General features: G+C 54.9%; 10 protein-coding genes and 1 pseudogene. 5 read left to right on the top strand and 6 right to left on the bottom strand.

What is annotated here, in order from left to right; genetic code table 11:
• Positions 1-1,464: a preprotein translocase subunit SecY gene (secY, locus tag ACYJ11_RS01510; protein WP_170095650.1), complete on the top strand. Its 1,464-nt coding sequence runs from the start codon at positions 1-3 to the stop codon at positions 1,462-1,464.
• Between the two features lie 851 nt (positions 1,465-2,315).
• Here secY and ACYJ11_RS01505 read toward each other — a convergent pair.
• Positions 2,316-2,924, bottom strand: a complete 609-nt coding sequence (locus ACYJ11_RS01505; protein ID WP_461647358.1) for a glycosyltransferase — start codon at positions 2,922-2,924, stop codon at positions 2,316-2,318.
• A 6-nt stretch (positions 2,925-2,930) separates the two neighbouring features.
• Positions 2,931-3,356, bottom strand: a pseudogene (locus ACYJ11_RS01500) (glycosyltransferase); the annotation flags it as partial.
• Between the two features lie 216 nt (positions 3,357-3,572).
• Between ACYJ11_RS01500 and ACYJ11_RS01495 the strand changes: the two are divergent.
• Positions 3,573-4,511, top strand: a complete 939-nt coding sequence (locus tag ACYJ11_RS01495; RefSeq protein WP_461646489.1) for a UDP-glucuronic acid decarboxylase family protein — start codon at positions 3,573-3,575, stop codon at positions 4,509-4,511.
• Here ACYJ11_RS01495 and ACYJ11_RS01490 read toward each other — a convergent pair.
• On the bottom strand, positions 4,505-5,749 hold the full coding sequence (locus ACYJ11_RS01490; protein ID WP_461646488.1) for a glycosyltransferase family 4 protein: 1,245 nt from the start codon (positions 5,747-5,749) through the stop codon (positions 4,505-4,507). The genes ACYJ11_RS01495 and ACYJ11_RS01490 overlap by 7 nt on opposite strands.
• 91 nt (positions 5,750-5,840) lie before the next feature.
• Here ACYJ11_RS01490 and ACYJ11_RS01485 point away from each other — a divergent pair, with 91 nt between their 5' ends.
• The 3 genes from ACYJ11_RS01485 (at position 5,841) to ACYJ11_RS01475 (ending at position 8,965) form a co-directional block, all read left to right on the top strand.
• Positions 5,841-6,302 (top strand): alkaline phosphatase family protein, encoded by a 462-nt coding sequence (locus ACYJ11_RS01485; protein ID WP_461646487.1) that lies wholly within the window; start codon positions 5,841-5,843, stop codon positions 6,300-6,302.
• A gap of 179 nt (positions 6,303-6,481) precedes the next feature.
• Positions 6,482-7,768: a hypothetical protein gene (locus ACYJ11_RS01480; protein WP_461646486.1), complete on the top strand. Its 1,287-nt coding sequence runs from the start codon at positions 6,482-6,484 to the stop codon at positions 7,766-7,768.
• A 57-nt stretch (positions 7,769-7,825) separates the two neighbouring features.
• Complete coding sequence (locus tag ACYJ11_RS01475) at positions 7,826-8,965, top strand: glycosyltransferase family 4 protein (RefSeq protein ID WP_461646485.1); 1,140 nt, start codon at positions 7,826-7,828, stop codon at positions 8,963-8,965.
• A gap of 306 nt (positions 8,966-9,271) precedes the next feature.
• Here ACYJ11_RS01475 and ACYJ11_RS01470 read toward each other — a convergent pair whose 3' ends face one another.
• The 3 genes from ACYJ11_RS01470 to ACYJ11_RS01460 are packed head-to-tail and all read right to left on the bottom strand — an operon-like array spanning position 9,272 to position 12,659.
• Positions 9,272-10,327, bottom strand: coding sequence for a glycosyltransferase family 4 protein (locus ACYJ11_RS01470; RefSeq protein ID WP_461646484.1), 1,056 nt, complete (start codon positions 10,325-10,327; stop codon positions 9,272-9,274).
• Positions 10,328-10,341: 14 nt separating this feature from the next.
• On the bottom strand, positions 10,342-11,490 hold the full coding sequence (locus ACYJ11_RS01465; protein WP_461646483.1) for a glycosyltransferase family 4 protein: 1,149 nt from the start codon (positions 11,488-11,490) through the stop codon (positions 10,342-10,344).
• An 8-nt stretch (positions 11,491-11,498) separates the two neighbouring features.
• Entirely contained in the window at positions 11,499-12,659 is a 1,161-nt protein-coding gene (locus ACYJ11_RS01460; protein ID WP_461646482.1) for a glycosyltransferase family 4 protein, read from the bottom strand.
• Positions 12,660-13,002: the final 343 nt, after the last annotated feature.

Below are 13,002 nucleotides of genomic sequence, written 5' to 3'. Positions count from 1 at the left end.
ATGAGCTGGAAGGACACCGCCGAACCACTGCTTGTCCGGATGCCCGCAGTCCAGCGGCCGGAAGGACACGTCCCGTTCAAGCGCAAGCTCACTTGGACAGGGGGCGTACTCCTGCTGTATTTCTTCCTGACGAACGTGAAACTGTTCGGGCTGGACATCGACGCCAGCCAACAGGTGTTCGGGCGCTTCTCCTCGATTCTGGCCTCTGGCCAGGGGAGCATCTTGCAGCTGGGTATCGGTCCGATCGTCACGGCGTCCATCGTGTTGCAGCTCCTCGGTGGGGCGGACCTGCTCGGGCTAGACACCCAAGACGATCCACGTGACCAGATCCTCTATCAGGGGCTCCAGAAGCTGCTGGTGCTCGTAATGATCTGTCTCACCGGGCTCCCGATGGTGTTTGCTGGCGGCTTCCTCCCGGCAGACACGGCGGTCGCAAGTTCCCTGGGTATCGGTACGACCGGTGTCCAGTGGCTCATCTTCGGCCAGATGTTCGTCGGCGGTGTCCTCATCCTGTTCATGGACGAGGTCATCTCCAAATGGGGTGTCGGCTCCGGTATCGGCCTGTTCATTGTCGCCGGCGTGAGCCAACGGCTCATCGGCGGCGTCCTGACGACGCCGTTTATCGGCAACAGTGAAGGGATCATCTACACCTGGTACCTGTTCATCACCGGCCAGCGCGGCACCGGGCCAGTGCTGGCCGCTGATGGCCTCCAGACCGTGCTGCTCCAAGGCGAACTGCTGGGGCTGTTCACGACGGTCCTCATCTTCGCAGTGGTCGTCTACGCCGAATCCGTTCGTGTCGAGATCCCGCTGTCGAACGCCCGCGTGAAAGGTGCCCGTGGCCGGTTCCCGGTCAAGCTCATCTACGCGAGCGTCCTGCCGATGATCCTCGTCCGGGCGTTGCAGGCGAACATCCAGTTTCTGGGCCGGATTCTCGACGCTCAGCTGGGCTCGATGCCGGCGTTCCTCGGGACGTATTCGAACGGTCAGCCCACTGGCGGCCTGTTCTACTTCCTCGCCCCAGTTCAGAGCCGTGGCGACTGGATGTGGTGGCTCGAAGGAACCACCCAACCGGTCTGGCAGATCCTGACACGCGTCGGCATCGACCTGTCTGTTATGCTGGTCGGTGGCGCCGTCTTCGCCGTGTTCTGGGTCGAAACCACCGATATGGGCCCGGAGGCGACGGCCAAGCAGATCCACAACTCCGGGATGCAGATCCCCGGCTTCCGACAGAACGTCGGCGTCATCGAGAAGGTCCTTGAGCGGTATATCCCGCAAGTGACCGTTATCGGCGGCGCACTCGTTGGGCTGCTCGCAGTGATGGCCAATATGCTGGGAACCATCGGCGGCGTCTCCGGTACCGGGCTGCTGCTGACGGTCTCCATTACGTACAAGCTGTACGAGGAGATCGCTGAAGAGCAGCTCATGGAGATGCACCCGATGATGCGCCAGATGTTCGGATAGGTCAGCAGATAATCTGTTTTATCCGCCTTATTCTGACCAAGTGTTACCCGATTTGTTCGAAATTGATTAGTGACCACGCTTCAGGCGCTCTTTCTAAAGGTAGATGGAGTGGACTAATTTGATCTTCTCCGTTGTACCTTACATTCGGTCCACCCTCTTGCACCCACCCTCAAGCTGCCAGCGTCAACTGCTATTTTCACCAATCGCCACTCCCTCCGCGATTACTCCGGGTCACAACGGCTATCATACTGCTTCAACGCAGAACATTACCGCCCAGTCAGATTGATACTGACCGGGGAACGGACATACTTCCCGAGTTAATCTGTAGCGATGTGCTTGGACGACCACTTGAGTTCAAGTCGTCGGGCCAAATCGCCAATGAACACAGCCCCGTGACGGAGATGCTGACACATGGATCCCGTGCTGGAGCGGTCATTGACGACACCGGCCTTGCGTTCTGTATTCAGGTAGTCTAACTGACAGAACTGCTTTTGAAGCTCAGGACGTCGTTGATCGGTTTGCCAAATGGTGCGATAGCCACCCCTCAACCACAGTGCGGACTGTCCATTTCATGACCACAGCGCTTCTCGTTCATGTTGAGTAAGTCCTCTCTGTACATCACGAATTTGCCGCGAGAGAAATCTCATGTCAGGTATTGTTTATTCTATCGATGTAGATCGGAGACGAGATCGTGATTCGGTGAGGTCATGCTCTGTTGTCACCACACAACCGGGTATGCACTTGGTTGAGATTATCTATGCTAAATCACCAATGTGGAAAATACTCGGTATCCTCTTACAGGATACCTATACGGGATGTACACCTCTCGAAGGTATCTCGTAAGTATTCGCTCATCGGTTAATTCCCTCGGCGAGTCGGCGATCGATAACTGATACCATCGTTTCAACGGTACGAGTCCATGTATGCGAACCGGCCCAACGCTGTGCTCCCTCTGAGAACTGCTGGCTGTTCCGCAGAACCTCACGAAGTCCTGACGCGACAGCGTCTGGGTTGGGACGAGTACACCTGCCTGATACACCATCCGCAATTGCGTCTTCAGCACCAGTGCCGACCGTTCCAACAACTGGGACTCCATGGCGATTTGCTTCAAGATATACGAGTCCAAAGCCCTCGAAATGATGGTTGATGTATCGGGGTGTCAAAACGAACGCTTCGGCGGTCGCATACCACCGCTCAAGTTCATCGTCCGAAACCTTCCCCTCAAAATGGACACGATCACTCAGCCCGTTCTCACGCGCGATGTTTCGAACACCGTCTGCGTACTCGGTGTCTGATCCACTCCCGACCAGATGGTAGTCAACGTCCGGTTCGTCGTCGGCAATACGTACAAACGCTTCAGCAGCGAGGTGCTGACCTTTCCGGGGCTTGAACGCTCCAACAGTCAGTAAGACACGGTGATCGATCGAAAACGGTGGCGGGGGATCGTTTACCGGAGTCACGCCGTTAGGGACTGTGACGAGGTTCTGAAGCTCCGTAGCGGACCGAATACAGTCAGCGGTAAACGTCGAAACGCAGAACGCCACGGCTGCCTGAGACAACGCCAAGCGTGCCGGGAGCCTGTGCTTCGAGTGGAGCGGCTCAACTGCGTATGTGCCATGACACGAAACGAAGTACGGCACGTCAGAGCGACGGGTAGCGAGGTATGCGATCAGCGAGTATGGGTAGGCGACCAGTGAGAAGACGGCGTCTACGTCATCTGTCGCGCGGCGAATACGTTGAGCCGCCCGGAGAACAGAAACAGGCGATGACCGCAACGGTAGTGGATCGGGGAGGTCGGTTCGGACGTCAACTTCGTAGTGGTCACGAAGCCCTGAGACGACTGCTTTGGAGTACCGCCCCCAGCCGGTGTCAGGGGATATGGTCGGCGTCATAACAAGAAGGCGATCCATGCTGTATGGAACCAGTTAGTCATATACCCAAATACCTGTTGCCGTTCCATGCTGCGGATATCGCATTGGATAGTATCTTATGTCAGGGAGTGTGGTTTACTGACGGCAGCACGAGAATCGTTGGTGTCGCTTGCCGGATTAGCCGAGCGAAGGCATAACGAAAAGATTCACCATTTGCCGCTGTCCTTGGTTCAATTAATGACGCTGACAACGCTGGTAGCTGGCGGCGGCGGCTTTCTTGGAAGTCACCTCTGTACGGCACTGGTCGAAGACGGACACGAGGTCATCTGCATCGATAACTTTGGCAGTGGACGTCGCGAGAACATCGCACACCTTGAGGACCATCCGCGGTTCATGCTTATTGAGGCCGATATCCGCGAACCGCTAGGGCTACCCGCTGCTGACCGCGTGTACCACCTTGCGTCGCGTGCTTCACCGACGGACTTCACTGAGTTTCCAGTACAGATCGCGTTGACAAACACTGAGGGGACACGCAATCTACTCGACTACGCGGTCAAGCACGATGCTCGGATGGTGTATGCAAGCACAAGTGAAGTATACGGCAACCCGGAGGTCCATCCTCAGCCCGAGAGCTACACCGGAAATGTCAATATAAGAGGTCCACGCGGCTGTTATGACGAGTCGAAGCGTTTCGGCGAGACGCTGACCGTCGCATACGAGGAGCGTTATGACATTGATGTCCGGACCGCACGAATCTTCAATACATACGGTCCCAGGATGCGAGCCGACGACGGTCGAGTGGTTCCCACATTCGTCACGCAGGCTCTCGACGGAGAAGATCTTACCATCTACGGTGATGGTACACAGACCCGGAGTTTCTGTTACGTAACAGACATGGTGAGCGGTCTCAGGGCTTTGATGGACCAGCCAGATATTGACGGCGAAGTGGTCAACATCGGCAGAGAAAACGAGATCACGATTCGGACCTTGGCCGACCGTATACTGGAACTCTGTGATACGGACAGTGACCTTACGTTCGACTCACTGCCTGAAGACGACCCTGAGCGACGACGCCCTGACATCTCGAAGGCAAAGGAACTGCTTGACTGGGAGCCGAATGTGTCGCTGAACGAAGGGCTTCGCCAGACCATCTCGTACTTCGGACGCAACTACTGAACCGACCGTAGCAGGTCAATGTATTTACCCGCCTGCCGGCTCAAGTCAAACTGCCTCCGGACACGCTCACGACCCGCATCACCCATCCGCTCAGCCTTCTTCTGGTCTGTGACCAGCTCTAACAGTCGGTTCGCTAGTTGGTCGGTGTCGCGTGGATCCACAACAAATCCTGTCTCGCCGGACTTAACCATCTCCTTAGACCCTCCAAAGCAGGACGTCACTACGGCAGTTCCTGACGCCATTGCCTCTAAATTCATTGTCGGGAGTGGATCTAGGTAGAGAGACGGCGTTGCGACGACCGTCGCCGCGTCATACGCCGCAGCAACATCTGAATTCTCCAGCCAACCAGTGGAGACAATAGCGTCTCCATGTGGTGATACGATGTCTCGCATATCCTCTACTACTGTGTCTGCGTGACCTGTAACCAGAAGGACCGCATCCTCACACTCATTCACGATAACTCTGAATGCTTGTGAAAGATGCTGAGAACCCTTCATATACCCGACTCGACCACCAAACAGGATGATGGGCGAATTCCCGAGTCCGTATTTCCTTCGGAACTTTGCCCCGGTTCCCGCGGAGGTGAAGTCTTCAACTGAAATTCCGTTTCGGATCACCTGCACCGGTTGGATTTTGTTCGCGGTTAGCGCGCGTCTGAGTTCGTTGCTCACCGCGACCCGCTTGTCTACAGTCCCATTAATATATTTCCGATTGAAGACGTTCCGAAGCGGGAAGTACTGAGTTCGATTTCGGAGCAGTTGTCGTATTGGACTTACTTGATACACCTCCTTGGGAATCTGGTCTGGATTCTCCGGTACTTGATCGACAAAGTCAACCAATTTACCGTACTCGAAACTCATTGCGTCGTGGAGCGTGAGGACGACCGGTATCGATCTGTCCTTCGCCAACTTGAGACTGTGATACGAAAGATTCTCGTGGACGTTGTGAGCGTGAACCACGTCGGGTGACAGCCTGTCTAGGATGTCTGCCACCTCCGGTACGGTTTTTGGGTTGTAGATCCCGAGGTATGCTCGCAGTTGAGAGGAAACATCGCTCTCTATAACGTGGACGCGAACGTTCTCATATGTATACGTAGACTGGTCTGGAGACGGCGAAGTGGTAACGACGCTGACCTGATGACCACTTTCGGCGTACTCTTGCGCTAACCGGCCCGCTATTTTGCCGGCACCGCCCGCTGAGTGAGGGGGAAAGTAGTCGGAGAAGACGCAGATGTGCATTGTCAGAAAGGATACGAAGTGTCAAAATATAGGTTTTGGAAACGGATACGGTTCCGGAACGTATTTTCGCCGGCGACCAGTGCTAACGGTAATGGCAGTTAGTGAATTGCTGATTCCCGGAGTGGATGCCGCGGACTTCAGCATTCTCAGTTCGGACTCGGTTTCACTTCCGACACTCGAACGGCTCATGCAAGGGGGTGTTTCAGTATCTCTCAAGAGTACCACACCTTCGATAACCGGAGCGGCGTGGCCTGCGATGGCCTGTGGGAGCGACCCCAACAGCATCGGGATGTTCGACTTCCGGAACTTCTCCCGGAAAGATTGTCGGAAGTATCGTCCCTCGCCGTCGGCACTAAACCAGTTCGTGGGTGTCGTTCCGCCCAACGCACACGGGATCGCCCGGACCGATCTCTACGAGTCCGGTATCCGGCCAGCGTCACCGCCCGAAACCGGATTCAAAGATTTCCAGCAGACACTAATCGAGGACCGATCGGAACATGGAGAGATGGACGAGGTGAAGAAGAAACTGGCCGAACTCGGGTACTCTGAATAGTCTCAATGGTATCGGATTTCATCCGCGACTTGCGTTGGGTGTCGTTCGCCGAAGTCTTCTCGCAGATTGCGTCATTTGTCACAGTCCCGCTTCTTACACGGGCACTGGTCTCATCTGACTACGGTCTCTATCGATCAGCGTTCGTCGTGGTCTCACTGTTGACATTCGTTCGGGGTGTAATGAACCTCCAGCCGCTTCTCCTCGACCAACTTCCACGACTCGAGAGACCGCGACAGAGGTCGCTGACGGTGGCAGTCACCGTATGTACGATCGCTTTGACCGCAATCTCGCTCGTCGGACTCGTTTTCTTGACGGAGCTAGGGCTATTGACCGAGGTTTCGAGTCGGCTCCAAGAGTTTGTGGCCGCTAACCTTTGGTTGGCCATGTTACTCGTGGCATCGAAGTCGCTGTACCAGTACGGCCTTACCGTATGCAAGGGTCTGGACGAGTTTGCGATGTACAGTGGTGTCAAATTCCTGTACGAGATAACGTTTCTGGGAGCGCTCGCCGCGCTCGTTGCGGTCGGTCAGCTCACGATTGTGACGGCGATTTCGGCCTACGTAGGTGCAAGTATGTTAGCCGTCGCTATTATCTTCGTGACCATCCATGACGAACTCCATGCGAAGCCCGACTTTGAGACGCTGGTACAGGAGTACCGTCGGATCTCAGCGCCACTAATTCCGCGATCACTTGTCAAGAAAGTAAGGGGGATTGCTCCTCAGTTCCTCATTATCAGCGCGTTCGGGATCGGAACCTTTGGTAGTTGGTCAGTTGTGTTCACTCTCGCCATGTCGTTTCGCCTATTGAGTAGGCCGTTTTCAGAGATGCTCCTGCCGAAAATATCGACAGCACTCTCCAAAGGACAGTCGCTTGATGGACTTATACACCAGTACTACCGCGTAATGGGGACTCTCGTTTTCCCCGCGGTCGTCGGCGGGTGGCTTCTCGGTGCTGAGATCATTCGCCACGTATTTGGTCCGGAGTATGTACTGGCCGACGCTGTGATTTGGCTTTTGCTCGCCGGATTCGGCGTCCAATCGATCAACAGCATAACGGGTTCGCTACATGTGGCCACAAATAGGAGTGATCTTGAAACATATATCAATATTTTGTCCACAGCCGGCCTCCTTTCACTCGTACTACTTGGATCTTTCATCTTCGACTCACTTGTTATCGTCTCAGCCGGGTATCTCGTAGAGAATCTTATTGTGCTAGCAATTTCACTCAAATATCAATCCACGATTATTGAACTGCCACGTCCGAGTTTCGCGACGGTCTGGAAGCTCTGTTTTTCACTCACTGTGATGGCGGCAGCCGTAGTACTCGTAGAACCGTGGATAGCTGGTGTACCAACGACATTCGCCGCTGTCGCCGTCGGCGCTGCCACGTACTTCGTGGCGCTCTATGCCACAGGATTCGTCCGTGAGCAAGAGTGGAAGCTCATTCGCCAATTTATTAGCGTATAACCAACATGTACTTATTCGCGCGGCCTATTCCGATAGTACTGTCCTTGGACCGAACGCATGCACGTACTTTCAATAAGTTTAGATGAGTCGATTATGCTGTCGGAGAACGATGCTCGCAAGCGACAGCAAAGGTATGCCAAGTATTTTGACAGCTATAGTATCGTGGTCAAAACCGATACGGGACACGAAACGCAGATTCGGGATGGGGCGCTACGGCTGCTTCCAACGAATTCAACGACACGGTACTGCTTCCCGATAGACGCCTATCGAATCGGGTGCGCGCTCGCCAAGGAGCGGGAACCTGATTGCGTGACGACACAGGATCCGTTCTCGACCGGCGTCGTGGGACTCGCGCTCGCACAACAGTTCAATGCGTCGCTACGGGTGCAGGTTCACGCCGATTTCATATCTAATCCGAAGTGGCGCTGGCAGTCGGTGAAAAATCCGTTGGCGGAAGCGCTTGGCAGAACGGTATTGAAGCGTGCTGATGCGGTTCGAGTTGGAACTGAACACGAACGTAACAAGGTTCGTTCGGTCGTCAAGGACTCGACTACGGTTTCGGTTGCCCCGGTTCGGATGGACTTTGATGGGGTCGTGGACGGTGGTGAACGGTCGGTGACTGAACTGCGGTCGGCCTTCGGCTTTGATGATCGACCCGTCATCTTCTTTGCGGGCCGCTTCACCGGACAAAAGAATTTGAACAAGTGGCTTGAAGTTGCCACAAAGGTTCACGAAGCTGTTAACAGGGCACCAATATTCGTCATGGTCGGGGACGGTCCCCAGTCCGAAAACATACAACAGCAGGTCACCGATCTCGGTATAGAGGATAGCTTTCGGTTTCCGGGATGGGTAGAGACCGACCGCCTCGCAGAATACTACGGCCTTGCAGACGTGTTTTTAATAACCTCTGATTATGAAGGGACTTCTCGGGTCGTCGTCGAAGCCGGAATGAACGAGACACCGGTCGTCGCGACACCGTTTGCAGGGGCAATCGATAACATTGTTGACGGCGAGACTGGCTTCGTCGCTGACGACGTGGAAACACTCGCTCAGCGGGTCTGTGAGTTGATTGAAGACGCGACCGTACGACAACAGATGGGAACTCGGGCGCGAGAACACTTGATGGGACGATTTGACGCCGAGCGACTGACTGAAGAGTACGTCGAGTTCCTGCAGGACGGAATATGTGGAGAATGAATACATTAGATTTTGGAATTTCTCGCATCAAATAGATAGAGCAAACCGTTGAGGGCGACGCATACTCGGCGCGGGATTCGTCGGTGAGTATAAGACGTACCTCGAAGCCGGCGACCATGTCCGGTTCGTTGACCCGCTCTCACTGTCAAGTCTGCTTGAGAGTCACGAGTTCCGGGTCGAAGAACTGACCCATCAGAATGTCACTTTACTTAGGATATCGACACTCCCTGACTGGGATATCCTCCGGCGATTCCCGTTTAATCGGGGTAGAACATACACCTGCATCGTTGGGATAATAAGAGTGATTTAGCCGCCATCGCAGGTTTCTCGTAGGACAGAGGCTAGCTTCGACATCAGAGCCTGTACGTCGTGGCGGTCACAGGCAACTTCCCGACTCCGCTGACAGAGGCTACAATACTCTGCGTCGTCCAATTTCAGGATGGCCTCAATACGATCAGCGAGTGCCTCTGGATCGCCACTTGGGAACGTGAGGCGTGAGGCGTCGAGATCCGAGTCATGAATCATATCTACGTATGAATCATTAGAAGAAATGACTGGAGTTCCAGACGCCATTGCTTCGACTTCCGTCTTATCGAGGCTGCCGGTACTACTGTCGTTCAAGAAGACACCTGCACGCTGGTACCTCTGGACGACTTCGTCGTGCGGGACAGAGCCGACGAACTCAACCGAGTCGGTCAACCCTTGAGAATCCACTGTCTCGTATAATTCTCTAACGTAAGCCTCGTCACTCGATGGTGCGCCAACTATATCCAGTTTCGCACTGATGCCGCGGTTATCAAGTATCTCGATAGCAGTGATGAGTGTCTCGAACCGTTTTACCGGATCAAGACGACCGACGCCGAGAGCCAGTTGCCGGTCGGTGATCGAACGATCTGGAACGAACGTATTGGTGTCGATACCGTGGCCAAGTACGGAGAGTTTATCTGACAAAAGACGGAAACTACCATCCGTAGCGGTCACTACACGATCAGCCAGCCGATGTGCAACCTGTAGATGCCACTCAACGCTACTGTGGGCGTACCAGAGCGTAATCGGTATTCCTGCCGGCCTGAACCAAGGCCAGCCTGCAATGACGTAATGTGGAATCATGTGGGCGAAGACCGCATCGACACCTCGCCGTACAGCCTCGATACAGTGTCGCTCGAATGAGAGAACCCGCCTCGCCTTCGAGTACCCCTTCTCCTTCCCGAAGCTGTAAAGCGTAACGTTGTCGGGGAGGTCGTAGTGGCCGATATAGCTCGTCAACACGTCAAGCTTCTCTATATGTTTGGCGAGTGCACTGATCCAATCGACAGTGAAGCCGAGAATATCATCGGTCGAGTCTACCTTCTGCGTAATCATCAGAACATGCATGATCAGGCACCCGCTTGTAGGAATTCTACAATGTTTTCAGCTCGGTGTTTCCATGTGTACTGTTTCACATTTTCCCGAGCGTGGCGTGCGGCCTTGCTCGCGTCCGGATCATCCAACACCTGACGTATCGAGTCCGCGAGCGAACCGGAGCTGTCAGGTAGTGCAAAATAGGCACTGGAGTCGTTCAACACCTCTCTCAGCGACGGGATATCGGTGGCGATTATCGGCCGCCCTGCCGCCATGTACTCGAACAGTTTGAGCGGCGAGGTGTAGCGGCGTGAGATCTCTCTTTCAGCTGTGTTCGGGAGGATGAGCGCATCGCTGGCTGCGAGATACTTTGGAACCTGATCTGGGTGAACGTGTCCAACCATCTCAACGTTGTCTGGTATTGTCTCCACAGCAGTCTCAAGTCGGTTCTGCTGATCGGCCGTACCGCCCACGAGGCAGATAGTCACTTCAGGTACATTTTTAGCTGCTTCGACCAGCGTATCGACGCCTTTCCATGGTTTAAGGCTACCAGTGTAACAGACTAACTCACCGTCTGGGAGCGATAGTTCGGTTCGAAGCGACGACTTCGAGCTCTTGATTGTGAACCGCTCAAGGCGTACACCATCCGGTGCGACAAGCATCGGCGCATTAGTGAACGACTGCCACTCGTCTCGAAGGCCCTTACTGATGACGACGACACCGCGAGTGTGCTGCAATGCATACCCAAGAAATGCTGCGACTCGGTCTCTCGAGGGTCGGCGGTGTAGTTCGACTGCAAGCGAATTCCCGAACAATGGTGCTCCGAGGACGGCGAACAGGAGCGCACGGGAATACAGCCAGTCTCGGTCGGACCGGAGTGTGTACGCGAGCGCAGCGAGCGTGAACGTAATCGACTGGAGGTAGAACGCAAAGCGGAGGGACAGTTGGTGAGAGCTGCTACCGAGAAAATCGAGGCACGGAAGTCGCGTTGTCTTGAAATTGAGTGGCGAGTCAAAGTACTCCTCCATTGAATCGGGAGCGTCGTCCGGCTGTACACGTTCGGGTACAATGAGTTCGACCTCGTGGCCGTTCTCGGCAAGCGCGTCACACATCTGGACGATCTGATAGGCGTGTGCCCGCCGGCTCGGAAGGCGTGCATTTGCCACGTATTGTATCTTGGCCATAATTGGTCTTATTGGCAGCCTCTCGTGGAAGCTACCTCTCGAAGAAGCGTCTCGTATTCGGCAACCATCTTTTCGTGCTCGAACTGGCTCTCAAGGCGCTTGTACGCTTGCGCTCGGAGCTGGTCTCGGACCGAAGGCTTCGAAAGTAATTGTTCAAATCGCTTGGAAAACGATTCGACGTCGTCCTGTGGGACCAGGAAGCCGTCTTCACCGTCGGTGATGACTTCGGGAGTCCCACATACTGCGGATGCGACGACAGGCGTCCCGCAGGCCATTGCTTCGAGGACGACATGTGGAAGGCCCTCGTAAGTCGAGTTCAAAGCGAAGACGCGGCTCCGAGAGACTATCTCAAGAACCTGCTCATGGGGAATGCGACCGTGGAAGACAACTTGATCACCCACACCCTGCTGACTGGCGCGTGCTTCGAGGGCGTTTCGTTCGGGCCCGTCACCGACGATGTGTAACTCCGCGTCGGCCACGTCGGTTTGCTGGAAGGCGTCAATAATTCCGCCGATCCCTTTCCATGGAACGAGTCGACCGACAGTCACGATTCGTGGCGGTCGATTAGAGTCGGCCACTGACGGTCGGTCAATATCTATCGCATTGTAAATAACGCTCGTCTCATCAGGATCTACCCCCCAACCAGTAACGAGTGAGCGGAGGAACTCGCTTGGCACGGCAACGTGATCGGCCAGCCGAACTGGTGCCGTTCTGAGAAGCTTCCAGCCTTCGAGTTTCGGATTGAATGTGAATTGTTGGAAATATTTTATCTGTTTGCCTGTTTCCCCGGACCGGCGGGCCCGCTCCCACGCCGAGTCACCGACAATCTTAGACACTGTCGGTACGCCTACGATACGCCCGGCAGTCGTTGCCTGCAAGTCGAACGCGTTCACCAACATCACATCTGGCTCATATGAGCGGAGTTCAACCACGAGGGTTCGAATCTGCCGGGCGTATCTGGAGACGACGGAATTACCACGAGGAATGCGCACAACTTTGAACGGGTACTGGTCGTCAAACTCTGAGGAGGCGCGACCGTTCGTGACAACACGGACTGAGTGACCCCGGTTGACGAGTTCGCGGCCGAGCGACGAGACGAATGTCGCCGGCCCCCCAGAATCGGGCGGAAAGATTCCGGGAGCGAGCAATACATTGAGGGACTCCTTCACTGTTGGCTGAACAGTGTCTGTCACGCTTGAAATATCGTTCTATTCGCTGTGGGGCCCTCGGAAGGGGGTGAGGTGGACATCTGAAAGTGTATCACTTCTCCTGGACAGGTTCAGCAGGAGTATGGTGACTGCAACGATTTCGCCAGTGAGGATCGCTTATATACCACAGAACATCGTCTCGATTGGTTTCAGTAGCGCCCGGGTTGACTATACGAAAGTGGAAGATCGCGACTGAAGGAGAACCCCCTGCAGCGTGGTTCTCCCACGAGTCCGGAAGAACCAGCCAGATCGGTCAGAAGTACTGGAAATGGCTCGCTCACTCACTGGAACATAAAACCGCAGA

It is taken from the genome of Haloarcula sp. H-GB5, from assembly GCF_054850705.1.
The sequence above is the reverse complement of the archived record's forward strand: the minus strand, read 5'-3'. Positions and strand labels throughout refer to the sequence as shown.